The organism is Pseudomonas sp. 5Vm1k (genome assembly GCF_056161485.1).
Map to the genome: position 1 here is coordinate 40461 of NZ_JBSPCZ010000023.1, position 13777 is coordinate 54237.

A 13777-nucleotide genomic window follows, 5' to 3' on the forward strand; every position below is an offset into this window, starting at 1 on the left:
CCTCGCCGCACCTCCTAAGTAATGTGTTACTTCCTTTTCGCTTTACGCTGTTGGAGGACGACGCCATGCGCCGCATGCTACTCATTACTTCTCTGATATTGTGCCTGCCCATCGGGTCTGCCCTGGCCGTAAGCGGCAAGGATGTTGCGACCTCGGCAGGGGTTTCCGCTTCGCTGTATTCCACCTTCAAAGACCACAAAATGGTGATTCCGGCCCGGGACGACGTCTCGGCATTCGTCGCCAGTGATGGCGCGATTCGTGGGGTCTACATGGAGGCGGTGTTGCAGCAGATCCGCCAGGACAACCCTGGCCTCAACGCCACCGATGCCGACCTGGCCAACGCAATCCTCGTTCAATACGAGGGGCCGGTCGCTCACTAAAGCACCTGCGCTTAATCGCGTGAGTATCAAGGGCAGGCTTGTATGGATGCCTGCCCTTGGTCCGCGCTCGAACGCTATGGGCAAAACCGTTCGCGGGCCTCTATGATTGAGCCCATGACGAACTCGGCCCCAATCCGCTCACCCTGCCCGCCCGGCGCCTGCATCTGCGGGCGTGATCCGTTGCTGGAAACTCCCGGCGCAGATGTGCGCATTCTGTTTTTGACTCGTCAGGAAGAAAAGCGCCTGCTGGATCGTCTGGAAAACCTGCAAAGCCTGACCGACCTCGAACATCTGCAACAGCTCATGCACAAGCAGCTGGGCATTCGTCTGCAACTGATACCCAGTTTCAATGAAGTGCGGACCATGCGCGGTATCGGCATTCAGATCGAGGAACTGCCTGGTCTATGTCGCAAGACCCGCGCAGCCATCCCCGCCGCCATTCGACGCAGCCTGGAAAAGCGTCCGGAGATCGCCTACGAGCTGCTCAACGCCAACGACTTGTTGCGCGATGCCTGAGTGTTTCACCCTCGTATCACTGGCTTGAATTTTCGCTCCAAACACAACGAAACAAGATCAGCGGTCGTACGCCGAGTGCGCACCGCTGCTATGCCTGATCGTGGGAGCAATGGTTTCAAGCCAGGCGGGAGGGCGCTGAACACACAAGCGTGAACCAGGCCCCGGCGCCAGCCAGGTGCGCATTCCAAAGACAGGTGCCAGTCCGTAAAAGGAGGTGGCAGATGTTATTCATCGTCAGCTGGACCATCAGTCCGCAAAATCGAAACGCCGCGATTGAACGCTTCCTCAAGACCGGAGGCGCTCCACCCGCGGGCGTCAAAATGCATGGTCGCTGGCATGCGATCGGCGCCTCCAGCGGTTTTGGCATTGCCGACGCCAGTGATCCGGTCGCTATCCAGAAATGGGTGCTGGAGTGGAACGACCTGATGAATATGGAAGTTCACGCGGCACTGACCGACGAACAAATGGCGCCGCTGTTGGCGGCAGCCGGCAAGCACTAGCCATCAGGGCGGCGAACGCTGATCGCCGCCCTGATGCATTCACTCTTCTCGCTCCGGGGTATTCGTACTGGAGGTCAGTTCGACAACGCCTGGATTCAAGTGGTGACCGGCCCTATGGCCTGGTGTTTTTGAACTACCGTTATCAAAAAAAATAACGACTACCCCCCCACGGAGCACCCACCACCATGAACCTGTCTCGAAACGTGTTTGTCGGCGCCGCACTGGCCAGTCTGCTGCTGGGCGGTTGTACTTCGAAAGTCACCGAGCGGGAGCAGTACTCAGGCTTCCTGCCCAATTACAACAACCTCCAGGAAGTGACCACCCCCAGTGGCGAGAAAGCCATGCGCTGGGTCAGTCCGTCGTGGAACCCCAACGCCTACGACACCGTGGCTTTCATGAAGCTGGAACTCTATCCGGCACCGAAACCCAACGAACGGGTCGATCGCCAGACCCTGGAAGAATTGCAGACCTACATGACCAACAGCGCCAAGGGTGTGCTTGGCCAGAAATACCGCGTTGTGCCCAGCGCCAAAAAGGCCCCGGCGGGCTCGAAAACCCTGGTCGTGCGGGCCGCGATCACCGGGGTGACTGCCTCCAACGAAGGCATGCAATGGTATGAAGTGGTACCGGTCGCCGCCGTGGTTGGCGGAGTGAGCGCTGCTTCCGGGCATCGCAGTCAGGACACCACGCTGTTTCTTGAAGCAGAGCTGGTCGACGCCAGCAACAACCAGGTCATGGCAAAAGTGGTGCGCAAAGTGTTCGGCGAACAGTTGAAGAACTCGAGCGAGAAGGTCACCACCAATGATTTCAAAGCGGCGATCAGCAAATTGACGGCTGATTTGCAGGCGTTCATTCGCTGACAGCGACCGGGTGAGCCACCTGCCTTTTTGGCGTGGTTAGCTATAGTCATTTTCCAGGCCCTGCTCCCAAGGCTGGATACTGCCCGTCCGCAACAACACCGGACTTTCCATGAAGGAGATTTCCATGAAGCATTCTGCACTTGCTGGATTATTCGTTGCCACCGCCCTGCTGGCCCCGTCGGTTTTCGCTGCAGACGACCTGTGTTCGATCAATCTGCAAAAAATCCACAATGCTCAACTCAGCACAGAAGCACAGAGTGCCGGCTTGCAAGACGACATCGACGATGCCGTAGAAAAAGCCGAAAAAGCACAAGCCGAGAAAACTGAAGCGGGCACAAAAGAATGCATCTCGCTGACCACCCAAGCCCTGCAGAAAATCCAGGACAACACCAAGGGTGACAAATAAGTACCTCCCCACAAAAAGCACTTCGCATGTCCCCCGTAGGAGCTGCCGAAGGCTGCTCCTACCGGGGCTTCAGGGGTGTTCCTACCCCAGCAGCCCCACCCACTGCACCGGCGTCATTCGGGTCACCATGATCAGCACAATCACGAACATCCCGAGAAACCCCAACACGCCCATCCAGAACCACTTGCGGTAGACAGCCGCGTACTCGACCGCCAACCCCTGCCCCGTTTCAACGGCGCTCGACGCCAGCACCTGCAAACGCTTTTGCAGCACCAGCACCGGCAGCCACAGCGCGCCGGTGCAGAGGAAGATCGCCAGCGCCGTCAGCACCCATTCGGTGGTCAGGGGCAGCCCGCTGAGTTTAACCAGTCCATACCCGGTCAGGATCTGAATGAAGCCCGCCGGCGTGGTGATCCAGGTATCGAACCGCACCACCATCCGCGCGACGTGAGCGATCACCAGAGGATTGGCGGTGCGGCTGGCGGCGATCAAATACAGGTAGGAGCCCATGCCGAAGCCGAACAGGAATATCGCGGCGATAACATGGGCGTATTTGAGGCTGAGGTAGAGCATGTTCAGCCCTGCCCATCAGGAAAAACCACGGACAGCTGCAGGTTGTCCGGATCGTTGATGGCGGCCATGTATTCATCGACGCTGATTTCGCCGACACAAGGTCGTGCACCGGGTTCCGGCACATAGCCCTGAAGCATCTTCGCGGCCAGGGCGACGGCAGCGCAGCTGGGGATCTGCGGGCCCTTGTCATTGAACGCGGTGAGTTGCACGGTCAGCGACAACGGCTTGTCATCGAGGCCGAGGCCATGTACGTCGATGTACATCGCACTTTTGCCATCGCCAAACCCTTCGAACCAGGTGCCCCAACGGTGCAACCGCGCGGCCCATGGCGCGTAGTCGCGAACCAGCCCCATGCGCAAGGCCTGGGCCAGCAAGTAGTTGGCCACGCCACCGAGTTTGAGGCCCGAACCGGCCTTGAATCGCAACGTATGGGCGCCGTAGCGGTTGGCGAAGATGTCCATGTCCGGGACGTCGACGTTGGCCAGCACCCGAGTGCCCATCTGCGGCATCTTGCGCAGGGTCAGGTCCTGCCAGCCGGACACTTCGTGCACCTGGGCGTTCTTGAGCTGTTTGATCGGCTTGCCGGCGTAGGCCAGCACACCGGCGATGGTGGACAACCCCGGCATCTTCGCAGAGGAAGAAATGCCGTGTTCGATCGTATCGATGCGCTTGAAGCGTGAGCGGTGTTGATCAATGATCGCCGACGATAATGTCGGCACCGAACTGCAGCCGCTGAGCACCGCCACGCCCGCGCTTTTGGCCCGGGCATCCAGCACGGCGATGGCATTGACGAAGGTGCGGCAGTCCGCCAGGTCGCAGTAATTCACGCCGGCGTCGATGCATGCCTCGGCCACCGCGTAGGACTGGCCCTGGAACGGGCCGCCGGTGTGGACGACCAGTTGAACGCCCAGCGAGGCCAGGGCGGACCTGAAACCGGCGCCCATGGCATCACCGCACCAACTTTCACAGGGTGTGCCGGACAGGGCTTTCAACGCTTCGACCTGAGCCGACAACTTGCGCGGATCGCGCCCGGAGATCACCAGATCGATGCCCGGCATCACCGCCAAATGCCGGCACACGATGCTGCCGAAATTTCCGTAGCCGCCGATCACCATTACCTTGAGTGTCATGTGTTGCTTCCCTGAATCGTTTCGTGACCGAAGCGCGATTCTAAGGGATCGAATGATCAGGCAGGAGCGATTTGTTTGACGGCATGGGACAGTTTTGGCGGATCGGCCGCGTTATCGTTCTTCGCGAGCAGGCTCGCTCCCACAGGGATCGCGGCGATCACACAAACCTGATCACACCGCAAATCCAATGCGAGAGCGAGCTCTGCTCGCGAAGGCAGCCAGAAAGACAACACATCATTGAGTACGTGACGACTAAGCCAACCCACCCTTGGCCTGCTGCTCCAGATGCACCTGCAACTCGGGGTCAATCTTCAGCGCCGCCGCCAGTTCATCCAGATAATTACGCTCGGCGTCTTGTTGATCGTCCACCACCATCACGCTGGCCAGGTACATTTCTGCGGCTATGGCCGGGTCGGTGGCCGACTGCGCCACGTCGGCGGCATCCAGCGGCCGGGCGACTTCCTCGTCAAGCCATTGCTGCAGTTGCGGGTCGTCGGTGTGACGGCCGATTTCAGTGCTGATCATCTGTTTTTCGTTGTCATCGATCCGGCCGTCAGCCTTGGCGGCGGCAATCAAGGCGCGCAGCACGGCGTGGCTGTGATCCTCGACTTCCGGACCGGACAACAGGTCCACGGTGCGTGGCGCCTGCTGCGGTGCCGAGGCCTGGCTGCGCTGCCAGGTTTGGTAGGCCTGGAACGCCATCATGCCAAGGGAGGCCAGCGCCGCATAATTGGTGCCGCCGGAAGATCGGGTCTGGGTCGAGCTACCCGACGCAGAGCCGCCCAGCAATCCACCCAGCAAGCCACCCAATCCGCCCAACCCGCCACCGCCGACACTGGAACCGGCGCCACCACCCAACAGGCCGCCGAGCAATCCGCCGAGCCCGCCCAAGCCTCCCTGGGACGGCGAAGCACCGCCGCCCTGTTGCGTCATCGAGCCCTGGCCGGCCCGCAGAAGTTGTTCGAGCAAATCGCTGGTGTTCATGACGACGTCCTCATTAATAGGCGCTGTTCAAATAAGCTTGATGCAGTCACGCAACAATAGCCCCCGCCGGCAATTGCGCCAGCACCGTTTGGCTGAGCTGGAATCCGCGCAATCACACTACTGACAGAATCTGACACTGCACCCTTCTATGCTGCGCCGATCAACAACGGAGCCATCCCATGATTACGCCTCGCTACTTGCTGCTTTTCGTCGAAAACCCTGCGGTCAGTGCACGGTTCTATGAGTTTCTGCTGGACCTGAAACCCGTGGAAGAATCCCCGACCTTCGCCCTGTTTGTGCTGCAAGATGGCTACAAACTGGGCCTCTGGTCGCGGCACACCGCTGAACCTGCGGTGGGGATGACCGGTGGTGGCATGGAGCTCGCGTTTCCAGTGGAGTCTGCCGAACAGGTCGACGCGCTGTTCGGCAAATGGTCGAGCCTGGGTTTGAGCATCCTGCAAACACCGACCGAGTTGGATTTCGGTCGCACCTTCGTCGCGCTTGACCCCGATGACCATCGGCTGCGAGTGTTCTACCCCCGCTAACCCACCGCCCAAAGGATCAACCCACCCATGGATCACCCTCAGATCGTCGTCAGCGACGTGATCGAACCTGAAGTCGAGCAGGTGCTCAGTGTCGGGCTCGGCGCCTTCAATGATCAGGCCACCGGAATCAGCGACCGGCAGGCGCTGGCGGTGACGGTTCGCGATCCTGCCACCGGTCAGGTGCTGGGAGGAATAACCGGGCGTACGTCGCTGGGTCTGCTGTTCATCGATCTTTTCTACGTACCCGAGTCGCTGCGCGGTTCCGGGCTTGGCTCTCGACTGCTCAAAACCTGTGAAGACGAAGGCCGCCGTCGCGGCTGTCAGTCTGCGGTGCTCTACACCTTGAGTTTTCAGGCTCCGGGGTTTTACGAGAAACATGGCTGGCAGCGATTTGGTGAGGTGTCGTGCCTGCCTGAGGGAACCAGCCGCGTGTTTATGAGCAAAGCGTTATAAGCCCACAGTAAGCCTAATGTGGGAGCGAGCCTGCTCGCGAATGCGGTGCACCAGTCACATCAATATTGACTGACGGACCACTTTCGCGAGCAGGCTCGCTCCCACAAGGGTTTGGGGTGCCTGATGACGCAAGCCCAAAGCATCAGCCATGCGAATTTCTCCGACATATTTTTTTGCGGGACAGCTAAGATTCATAGATGGTGAACCTTAACCCCGCTTTTCCGGTCGATACCTGCAACCCGACCCGGTTTGCCGACGCCCCCAATAGAAGGGTGCTGACTGGCTTGCTTCACTTTTTGGAGAACGCCCCCGTGATATCGACCTTACACATCGCCAGGCTCAAAGCATGGGGCGCCCATGGTTTTACCGCCACTGGCGTGGTCACCGCCTTCCTGGCCACCCTCGCCCTGCTGGAAAACCAGGCCACCCATTGCCTGCTGTGGCTGGGCGTGGCCCTGATCGTCGACGGCCTCGACGGAGCGTTGGCGCGCAAGGTCAATGTGCAATCGGTGCTGCCGAGTTTTGACGGTTCGATCCTCGACCTGGTCATCGACTACCTGACCTACGTGTTCATCCCGGCGCTGTTTATCTACCGCTACATCCCGTTGCCGGACTACACGCTGCTGCTGACCGTGTCGCTGATCCTGGTCTCGTCGCTGTTCTGCTTCTGCAACGTCAACATGAAAAGCAAGGACAACTACTTCCAGGGCTTCCCCGCGGCCTGGAACGTCGTCGCGCTGTGCCTGTACATTATTGGCCCGTCGCCATGGGTGACGCTGCTCACCGTGATTGGCCTGGCGCTGCTGACCGTGACCCGAATGAAGTTCCTGCACCCGTTCCGCGTACGCAAATTTATGCCGATCAACATCGCCGTGACCGCCATCTGGCTGCTGTGCAGTTTGTCGCTGGTGGTCAACCACCCGGTGATCAACCCGCTGGTGATGGGGCTTTGGCTGCTGATGTCCGCCTACTTCCTGGGGATCTGCATCTGGCGCACCGCGATGGAATGGTTTGACGTTTCACGGCACAAGTAACCGGGCATGGCCATCCACATCGTGCGGCTGGGCTCACCTCGTGGGCCCGAAGAAGGCCTGCGTCTAGGCACGGTGCGCCGCCCGCCTCGCGGTGTGCCGAAAGCCGAGTTCGCCAGCCGTGATTTCTATGACGTCTGGCAGCCACTGCTGTCCCCCAGCCCGGAACTGGTCGCCGAAGCAAAAGCGGCTGAAGATGCCAAGGCCTGGGAAGTCTTCAAGCGAAAATTCAAAGCTGAAATGAATCATCCTGCGCCTAGCCAGTTGTTGGACCTGTTGGCGGCGATGTCCCATCAAACGTCGCTGGCGGTGGGTTGTTACTGCGAGGATGAGGCGCACTGCCATCGCTCCGTATTGCGTGAACTGCTACAGGCACGGGGCGCACAGATTCTTTAGAGATAGCCGTCCGGGCTCATAGAAATCCCACTGTAGGAGCTGACGAAGGCTGCGATCTTTTGCCTTTGATCTTTTTGGATACGCTGAAGATCAAGATCAAAAGATCGCAGCCTTCGGCAGCTCCTACATGGACCGTGCAAGGCAGGGAGATCTGTCATAAGGAAATGCCCTCCGTGAACAGCCACATTCGACGCGCATCCCCGAACGATGCAACCGCCATCAGCCAGGTCATCATCCGGTCCCTACGCCAGTCAAACGCCCAAGACTACCCGCCCGACATCATTGCTCAGGTGGAGAAAAGCTTTTCCACCGAATCCATCCTCACCTTGCTGAGCCAACGCCAGGTCTTCGTGGCGACCGTCGATCATCAGATCGTTGCGACCGCCAGCCTCGACCGCGATGTTGTGCGCAGCGTGTTCGTCGATCCCGATCACCAAGGGACAGGCCTCGGCCGACAGTTGATGGCAACCCTTCAATCCATCGCCACTGACGCCAACATCCAAGTTTTGCGCGTCCCCTCCTCCATTACCGCTGAAGGCTTTTACCTGAAGCTGGGTTTTCAAAAAATCCGCGATGAATTCCACGGTGCTGAGCGCACGATCATCATGGCTCTGCGCTTGAGCGCTGATTGAATGTGGGAGCGAGCCTGCTCGCGAAAGCGGTGTGTCAGTCACCTTCAATAACATGAGTTCCACAGTGCCGAACGCACGATCATCATGGAGAGGCGTTTGAGTCTGGATTGAGTGTGTATCTACGCTGAAGATCTACTGTAGGAGCTGCCGGAGGCTGCGATCTTTTGCCTTTGATCTTTTTGGAAACGCTGAAGATCAGGATCAAAAGATCGCAGCCTTCGGCAGCTCCTACGGTTGTTCCGCGCTGATTCGGTTCAATGTGTCGGGTGGACAGAGCACCTCCCATGACGATAGCGTCGCCCCCCTCACAGTGAAAGGATTCGCCATGTTCCCGATTGTTGATTACACCCACGAACAACATCGCGCCTTGGTCATCGAACTCTGGGAAACCGCGTTCGGCTACGAAACCGCGCACAACACGCCAAGCCTGGTGATCGACAAGAAACTGGCCATCGCCGATGGGCTGTTTTTTGTGGCGCTGGCTGGAGAGGTGGTCGTGGGCACGGTTATGGCCGGATACGACGGCCATCGCGGCTGGCTGTATTCGGTGGCAGTGCATCCGGCGCAGCGCCGGCAAGGCTTGGGCGCCAGGCTGGTTCGTCACGCCGAACAGGCTTTGACGGCTCGCGGGTGCATGAAAATCAATTTGCAGATTGTCAGCACCAATGAGCAAGTGAAGAGTTTTTATGAATCGTTGGGCTATGGGGTGGAGCCGCGAATCAGCATGGGGAAGAAGGTAGAAGTCAACATCCCCAGCGTCTGAAAGTCCGCCTTCGCGAGCAAGCTCGCTCCCACAGGGATTGATGTATTGCGCAAAATCAGCGGCTGGCCCGGACCCAATGTGGGAGCGGGCTTGCTCGCGAAGGCGGTGTGCCAGCCGACATCAATATCGACTGAACAAGCGCTTTCGCGAGCAAGCTCGCTCCCACAGGGATTGATGTATTGCGCAAAATCAGCGGCTGGCCCGCTCCCACAGTTTTTTATTGTGGCCTGTCATCAACGCCGTGTGATCACCACCTCCAGATACTCACTGGGTACCACCAGCGACGCCTCACCCGCCCGATTCATCCTGTTCAGTAACTCGGTAAAATCCCTTTCCAGTGCCATGGCACCGTCAACCTGCAGCACCGCAAAGGCCTTGTGCACCGGCCCGTACCAACTGCGGAACGTGTCGATGAAGTGCGCGGCCGAGCGGTAGCGGAAGTTGAAGGTGCGGCGCGTCACCTGGGTCTGGAAGTCGTGGTCGTCGAAGTGCGTGTGCAACCAGGCTTCATTGCCCCAGTTCGATGGCGGTTGTGCGCCCGGCGGAGGTGGCAGGTGTTGGCCGAGGGTCTTGAACATCTGGCCGACAAAACCTTCCGGCGTCCAGTTGGCCAGGCCGATGCGCCCACCGGGGCGAACGACCCGCGCCAGTTCGCTGGCAGCCTTGGCCTGATCCGGCGCGAACATCACACCGAAGGTCGAGAGCACGGCGTCGTAACTGGCATCGTCGAAGGGCAGCGCTTCGGCGTCGGCCACCTGGAAAATCACCTCCAGTCGCTCGGCCCGGGCGCGGTCTTCACCGCGTTCGAGTAGCGCCGCCACATAGTCGGTGGAAGTGACGTTGCAGCCGCGACGGGCAGCGGCGAGCGTGACATTGCCGTTGCCGGCGGCGACATCCAGCACCCGCTCATCGCAGCGCAGGTCACAGGCTTCGGCCAGTTGCTCGCCGACGATCTGCAACGTGGTGCCGATCACGGCGTAGTCGCCACTGGCCCAGGCGGCCATCTGACGGTTTTTCAGGGCAGTAAGATCAATGGGTGTACTCATAAAGTGTGGCTCCCTCGCGGGTTGGATCATGAATCAGGCTCTGACGGACGACTCTTCCGCCGTGGTGGGATCAATGATGGCCATAACCCGGGACACACTGTTGGCCGGGAAGCCGCCCTGCCTGGCATGTTCCCGGATGAGTTCTTCGTTCGGCGCGATGTACACGCAGTAGATCTTGTCGCCGGTGACGTAACTCTGCAGCCATTGCACCTCGGGCCCTAACTCGCGCAAAACCCGGCAGGACTTTTGCGAAATGGCTTTCAGATCCCGTTCCGACAGTGCTCCGGCACCCGGGATTTCGCGCTCTATGACGAACTTAGGCATGGCAACCTCTCTTCTTGTTATCGGTACAGGGCCAGCAGTGGCCCTGTTGTTCAACTATCGCGCCAGCGCGAGCCTGCGTCCTGCCCGATCGTCGGCCAACCCTGCCCGATCGTCCGGAGGTTTCACGCTGCGCGGCAACAGGCTCACAATCACTCTCAATACAAAAAGCCCGCCCAGACGAGAAATCACCATGGACGCCCTGTCACAAACCCTGCGCGTCGTGCGCCTGATCGGCGCGATTTTTATCAATGCCCGGTTCACCGCGCCCTGGTGCTACCAATCCCCCAGCGCCGACTCGGCCGCGCCGTTTCTGGAGCCCGGCGCGGAGCGGGTGGTGATCTTTCATTTGGTCACCGAAGGCGAGTGCTACGTCGAACTCGGCAATGATCCACCCCTGTTGCTGAACGCCGGCGATGTGGTGGTTTTCCCTCAGGGTGACGCCCATCGCATGAGCTCTGAGCCTGGACTTCAACCCGCCAGCGGCGCGCGACTGGACGTGGTGCTGGCACGCCGTCCACGGCAGTTGAGTTATGGCGGTGGCGGTGCCGTCACGCGGCTGGTGTGCGGATATCTGGCGTGCGATACACGGTTGGCGGGCATGATGCTGACGGGATTGCCGGCAGTGATCCGGGTCAATGTGCGCGGCTCGAATGCCGGCATGTGGCTGGAATCTTCAGTGCGCTACGCGCTGGCCGAAGCTCGCTCGCCAAGGCCCGGCGGCGAAGGCGTGCTGGCGAAACTGGCCGAAGTGCTGTTCATCGAAGTACTGCGCCTGTACATGAACGAACACGGCGAAGGTCGGACCGGTTGGCTGGCAGGCGTCGGCGACCGGATTGTCGGCGCCGCGCTGAATGCCCTGCACACAAAACCCGGTCATTGCTGGACCCTGGAAGAACTGGCACGCACCGCCAACACTTCAAGGTCCGTGTTGGCCGAGCGGTTTCAACAATTGGTGGGCAGCTCGCCGATGCAATACCTGACGCAATGGCGGATGTTGCTGGCGGCCAACCTGTTACGCCGCAGCAACACTTCATTGGCGCGGATTGCCGAGGAAGTGGGTTATCAGACCGATACGGCGTTCAGTCGGGCGTTTCGCCGTGAGTTCGGCGCGCCGCCAGCCGCGTGGCGACGCGGGCAGAATGAAAAAATAGCCCACGGTCCGGAACCCGTGAGCCTTTGATCTGAACGGTTATGCCGCAGGCGCCTTGGCCTCTTGCAGCAACTGCTGAATCATTTGTTCCTGCGTGTCGTAGCGGCCCTCGCCAAAGTGGGTGTAACGCACCTGGCCCTTGGCATCGATCAGGTAGTGCGCGGGCCAGTATTGATTGTCGAAGTTGCGCCAGATCGCGTAGTTGTTGTCGATGGCCACCGGGTAGGTGATGCCGAGTTTTTTCACCTGATCCTTGACGTTGTCGATGATCCTTTCGAAACCGTATTCCGGGGTGTGGACGCCGATCACCACCAGGCCATCCTTCTCGTATTTCTTCGCCCAGTCCTTCACGTACGGCAAGGTGTGCTGACAGTTGATGCAGTCGTAGGTCCAGAAGTCGATCAGCACCACTTTGCCTTTCAGGGATTCGCTGGTCAGGGCCGGTGAGTTCAGCCATTCCACCGCACCGTTGAGTGACGGCATGGCGCCTTTGGCGTTGTCCATCGAGGTGTCGGCCTTGACCTTGCTGACGAAGTAATCGACCACTTTCGGTACGTTTTCCAGCAGGCCTTGCTCGACGCTGCTGACGCCTTCGGACGAGGTGCTGGCCAGCAAATTTTTGTCGACGCCGGTTGAAATCACCGCTGCGGCGAACAGCACGGCCACGCCGGTGCCACGACGCAACCAACCGGTGACCGGGATCGATGCTTTCAAGCGGTTAACCAGCCCGCGACCGGCGAAAATCAAGGTACCCAGAGACAGCGCACTGCCCAGGCCGTAGGCCACCAACAGCAGGCTGGTTTGCGCATTGGCGCCTTGCAGCATCGCACCAGTGAGGATCACACCAAGAATCGGCCCGGCGCACGGTGCCCAGAGCAATCCCGTGGCGACGCCGATCATCAGCGAGCTCAACGGGCCGGACATTTTGCGGGTATTCGGGTCGAGGCGATTACCCAGCAGCACGAATGGACCTGCCAGCCAGCCACCGATGCGCGCAGAGATCAACGACAGGGCGAACAACACCATAACGATCAGCGCGACGTGGCGGCCAGTATTGTTGGCCTGGACCACCCAGTCACTGCTGACCACGGCCACACTGGAGATCAGGGCGAAGGTCAGGACCATCCCGCCCAGGGTAAGCAGGATCGAAGAGCGGTTGCGTTCAACCCCGGCGAACAGGAACGGCACGACCGGGAGGATGCAGGGGCTGAGGACGGTCAAAATCCCGCCCAGGAAGGCGATGAGTAACATGGGGGATTACCTTTGGAATCAAATTGGGGGGCTAGCGCATATCCCCTGCTCGCGAAGAGGTCGGCACATCCGGCATCAATGTCGGCTGACACTGCCCCTTCGCGAGCAGGCTCGCTCCCACAGGGGACATGGGGTATTCACAGAATCGGTATCCGGCATCAGGCAGTCTGGTTATCCGCCATCAGCCCCTGCGACGTGCGGCTGTAACCATCCTCGGCCAGGAACGCATTGGTGTCCTTGTGCGCCACCGGCGTCAGTTGGAAGCACGTGGCACTGCCACAGCTATCCTGTTCAACCGCAGCGTTGGCATGGGCAGCCGCGCCGCCAACGGAGAAGGCAATGGCGGTCAAATAGCGAGTCACGTTGTTCATGGTGTTCTACCTGTTTCAAATAGGGATTGGGCGAAGGACTCAGTTGCCGTCATGGCAGTCATCGGAGAACTTGCTGTAGTCCAAGGCCCGGGTTTTGCCCTGGGAGTCCAGGTAGGTCAGCCGGGCATTCACAATCGAGCAGGAGGGGCCGGCGTCCTGTGTCAGCGACACGACTTTCTGGATGTCCAAATGCGTGCCGTAGGTGTAGGTTTTCGGGGTGACCTCGGCTTCGGCACGGGCCGACAAGGTGCAGATGTTCAGGGCGGCAAACAGGCAAGCGGCGTAGATGGCTTTGGTATTCATGGTGGTGTCCTCAAGGCTTCAATGATTAGTTGTCCGAGGCGGGTTGGTTTACCTCGATGGAACCTATTAGAAGCCTGTGAGGTATCCCGTCTGTGTCGGGAACGGGCTTGAGTAAATCGCTACGTATCAAAGCCGCCGCCTGATACACAGCGATACAAAACCC

Annotated in this window: 19 protein-coding genes and 1 pseudogene; 12 read left to right on the top strand and 8 right to left on the bottom strand. The window is 59.7% G+C overall.

Annotated features, from left to right (window positions below; genetic code table 11):
* Positions 1-65: 65 nt before the first annotated feature.
* From ACWIKB_RS29515 to ACWIKB_RS29535, 5 genes are all read left to right on the top strand, one after another.
* Positions 66-380, top strand: coding sequence for a DUF2388 domain-containing protein (locus ACWIKB_RS29515; RefSeq protein ID WP_123508992.1), 315 nt, complete (start codon positions 66-68; stop codon positions 378-380).
* A 114-nt stretch (positions 381-494) separates the two neighbouring features.
* Positions 495-896, top strand: coding sequence for a hypothetical protein (locus ACWIKB_RS29520; protein WP_475271041.1), 402 nt, complete (start codon positions 495-497; stop codon positions 894-896).
* A gap of 221 nt (positions 897-1117) precedes the next feature.
* A complete protein-coding gene (locus ACWIKB_RS29525) occupies positions 1118-1396 on the top strand; it encodes a DUF3303 domain-containing protein (protein ID WP_475271042.1) in 279 nt (92 codons plus the stop codon).
* A 185-nt stretch (positions 1397-1581) separates the two neighbouring features.
* A complete protein-coding gene (locus ACWIKB_RS29530; RefSeq protein ID WP_475271043.1) occupies positions 1582-2256 on the top strand; it encodes a DUF3313 domain-containing protein in 675 nt (224 codons plus the stop codon).
* Positions 2257-2365: 109 nt separating this feature from the next.
* Positions 2366-2662, top strand: coding sequence for a hypothetical protein (locus tag ACWIKB_RS29535; RefSeq protein ID WP_475271044.1), 297 nt, complete (start codon positions 2366-2368; stop codon positions 2660-2662).
* Between the two features lie 81 nt (positions 2663-2743).
* Here ACWIKB_RS29535 and ACWIKB_RS29540 read toward each other — a convergent pair whose 3' ends face one another.
* The 3 genes from ACWIKB_RS29540 to ACWIKB_RS29550 form a co-directional block, all read right to left on the bottom strand.
* Positions 2744-3235 (bottom strand): DUF2269 family protein, encoded by a 492-nt coding sequence (locus ACWIKB_RS29540; protein WP_475271045.1) that lies wholly within the window; start codon positions 3233-3235, stop codon positions 2744-2746.
* A 2-nt stretch (positions 3236-3237) separates the two neighbouring features.
* Complete coding sequence (locus ACWIKB_RS29545) at positions 3238-4365, bottom strand: saccharopine dehydrogenase family protein (protein WP_475271046.1); 1128 nt, start codon at positions 4363-4365, stop codon at positions 3238-3240.
* A gap of 252 nt (positions 4366-4617) precedes the next feature.
* Entirely contained in the window at positions 4618-5349 is a 732-nt protein-coding gene (locus ACWIKB_RS29550) for a tellurite resistance TerB family protein (protein ID WP_475271047.1), read from the bottom strand.
* Between the two features lie 179 nt (positions 5350-5528).
* On the opposite strand from ACWIKB_RS29550, the gene ACWIKB_RS29555 reads away from it, so the two are divergent.
* The 6 genes and pseudogenes from ACWIKB_RS29555 to ACWIKB_RS29580 form a co-directional block, all read left to right on the top strand.
* Positions 5529-5894, top strand: coding sequence for a VOC family protein (locus ACWIKB_RS29555; RefSeq protein ID WP_475271048.1), 366 nt, complete (start codon positions 5529-5531; stop codon positions 5892-5894).
* A gap of 27 nt (positions 5895-5921) precedes the next feature.
* A complete protein-coding gene (locus ACWIKB_RS29560; protein ID WP_475271049.1) occupies positions 5922-6347 on the top strand; it encodes a GNAT family N-acetyltransferase in 426 nt (141 codons plus the stop codon).
* 311 nt (positions 6348-6658) lie between these two features.
* On the top strand, positions 6659-7381 hold the full coding sequence (pcsA, locus tag ACWIKB_RS29565) for a phosphatidylcholine synthase (protein ID WP_475271050.1): 723 nt from the start codon (positions 6659-6661) through the stop codon (positions 7379-7381).
* Between the two features lie 6 nt (positions 7382-7387).
* Positions 7388-7774 (top strand): DUF488 domain-containing protein, encoded by a 387-nt coding sequence (locus tag ACWIKB_RS29570; protein ID WP_475271051.1) that lies wholly within the window; start codon positions 7388-7390, stop codon positions 7772-7774.
* Between the two features lie 173 nt (positions 7775-7947).
* The gene (locus tag ACWIKB_RS29575; RefSeq protein WP_475271052.1) at positions 7948-8406 is read left to right on the top strand and encodes a GNAT family N-acetyltransferase; all 459 of its coding nucleotides are present in this window, start codon (positions 7948-7950) and stop codon (positions 8404-8406) included.
* Between the two features lie 331 nt (positions 8407-8737).
* Positions 8738-9169: pseudogene (locus tag ACWIKB_RS29580) on the top strand (GNAT family acetyltransferase); the annotation flags it as partial.
* A gap of 233 nt (positions 9170-9402) precedes the next feature.
* On the opposite strand, the gene ACWIKB_RS29585 reads toward ACWIKB_RS29580, so the two are convergent.
* Together ACWIKB_RS29585 and ACWIKB_RS29590 are read right to left on the bottom strand one after the other, a co-directional pair.
* Positions 9403-10215, bottom strand: a complete 813-nt coding sequence (locus ACWIKB_RS29585) for a class I SAM-dependent methyltransferase (protein ID WP_475271053.1) — start codon at positions 10213-10215, stop codon at positions 9403-9405.
* A gap of 33 nt (positions 10216-10248) precedes the next feature.
* On the bottom strand, positions 10249-10539 hold the full coding sequence (locus ACWIKB_RS29590) for a DUF4242 domain-containing protein (protein ID WP_475271054.1): 291 nt from the start codon (positions 10537-10539) through the stop codon (positions 10249-10251).
* A 190-nt stretch (positions 10540-10729) separates the two neighbouring features.
* Here ACWIKB_RS29590 and ACWIKB_RS29595 point away from each other — a divergent pair, with 190 nt between their 5' ends.
* Positions 10730-11719, top strand: coding sequence for an AraC family transcriptional regulator (locus ACWIKB_RS29595; protein ID WP_475271055.1), 990 nt, complete (start codon positions 10730-10732; stop codon positions 11717-11719).
* Positions 11720-11728: 9 nt separating this feature from the next.
* Here ACWIKB_RS29595 and ACWIKB_RS29600 read toward each other — a convergent pair whose 3' ends face one another.
* The 3 genes from ACWIKB_RS29600 to ACWIKB_RS29610 form a co-directional block, all read right to left on the bottom strand.
* The gene (locus ACWIKB_RS29600; RefSeq protein WP_475271056.1) at positions 11729-12940 is read right to left on the bottom strand and encodes a cytochrome c biogenesis protein DipZ; all 1212 of its coding nucleotides are present in this window, start codon (positions 12938-12940) and stop codon (positions 11729-11731) included.
* Between the two features lie 158 nt (positions 12941-13098).
* Positions 13099-13311: a hypothetical protein gene (locus ACWIKB_RS29605; protein WP_475271057.1), complete on the bottom strand. Its 213-nt coding sequence runs from the start codon at positions 13309-13311 to the stop codon at positions 13099-13101.
* Positions 13312-13350: 39 nt separating this feature from the next.
* Positions 13351-13614 (bottom strand): DUF2790 domain-containing protein, encoded by a 264-nt coding sequence (locus ACWIKB_RS29610; protein WP_475271058.1) that lies wholly within the window; start codon positions 13612-13614, stop codon positions 13351-13353.
* Positions 13615-13777: the final 163 nt, after the last annotated feature.

Coding starts and splice junctions, on each gene's coding strand:
- ACWIKB_RS29515 (WP_123508992.1), top strand. CDS start 66: ATGCGCCGCATGCTACTCATTACTTCTCTGATATTGTGCCTGCCCATC.
- ACWIKB_RS29520 (WP_475271041.1), top strand. CDS start 495: ATGACGAACTCGGCCCCAATCCGCTCACCCTGCCCGCCCGGCGCCTGC.
- ACWIKB_RS29525 (WP_475271042.1), top strand. CDS start 1,118: ATGTTATTCATCGTCAGCTGGACCATCAGTCCGCAAAATCGAAACGCC.
- ACWIKB_RS29530 (WP_475271043.1), top strand. CDS start 1,582: ATGAACCTGTCTCGAAACGTGTTTGTCGGCGCCGCACTGGCCAGTCTG.
- ACWIKB_RS29535 (WP_475271044.1), top strand. CDS start 2,366: ATGAAGGAGATTTCCATGAAGCATTCTGCACTTGCTGGATTATTCGTT.
- ACWIKB_RS29540 (WP_475271045.1), bottom strand. CDS start 3,235: ATGCTCTACCTCAGCCTCAAATACGCCCATGTTATCGCCGCGATATTC.
- ACWIKB_RS29545 (WP_475271046.1), bottom strand. CDS start 4,365: ATGACACTCAAGGTAATGGTGATCGGCGGCTACGGAAATTTCGGCAGC.
- ACWIKB_RS29550 (WP_475271047.1), bottom strand. CDS start 5,349: ATGAACACCAGCGATTTGCTCGAACAACTTCTGCGGGCCGGCCAGGGC.
- ACWIKB_RS29555 (WP_475271048.1), top strand. CDS start 5,529: ATGATTACGCCTCGCTACTTGCTGCTTTTCGTCGAAAACCCTGCGGTC.
- ACWIKB_RS29560 (WP_475271049.1), top strand. CDS start 5,922: ATGGATCACCCTCAGATCGTCGTCAGCGACGTGATCGAACCTGAAGTC.
- ACWIKB_RS29570 (WP_475271051.1), top strand. CDS start 7,388: ATGGCCATCCACATCGTGCGGCTGGGCTCACCTCGTGGGCCCGAAGAA.
- ACWIKB_RS29585 (WP_475271053.1), bottom strand. CDS start 10,215: ATGAGTACACCCATTGATCTTACTGCCCTGAAAAACCGTCAGATGGCC.
- ACWIKB_RS29590 (WP_475271054.1), bottom strand. CDS start 10,539: ATGCCTAAGTTCGTCATAGAGCGCGAAATCCCGGGTGCCGGAGCACTG.
- ACWIKB_RS29595 (WP_475271055.1), top strand. CDS start 10,730: ATGGACGCCCTGTCACAAACCCTGCGCGTCGTGCGCCTGATCGGCGCG.
- ACWIKB_RS29600 (WP_475271056.1), bottom strand. CDS start 12,940: ATGTTACTCATCGCCTTCCTGGGCGGGATTTTGACCGTCCTCAGCCCC.
- ACWIKB_RS29605 (WP_475271057.1), bottom strand. CDS start 13,311: ATGAACAACGTGACTCGCTATTTGACCGCCATTGCCTTCTCCGTTGGC.
- ACWIKB_RS29610 (WP_475271058.1), bottom strand. CDS start 13,614: ATGAATACCAAAGCCATCTACGCCGCTTGCCTGTTTGCCGCCCTGAAC.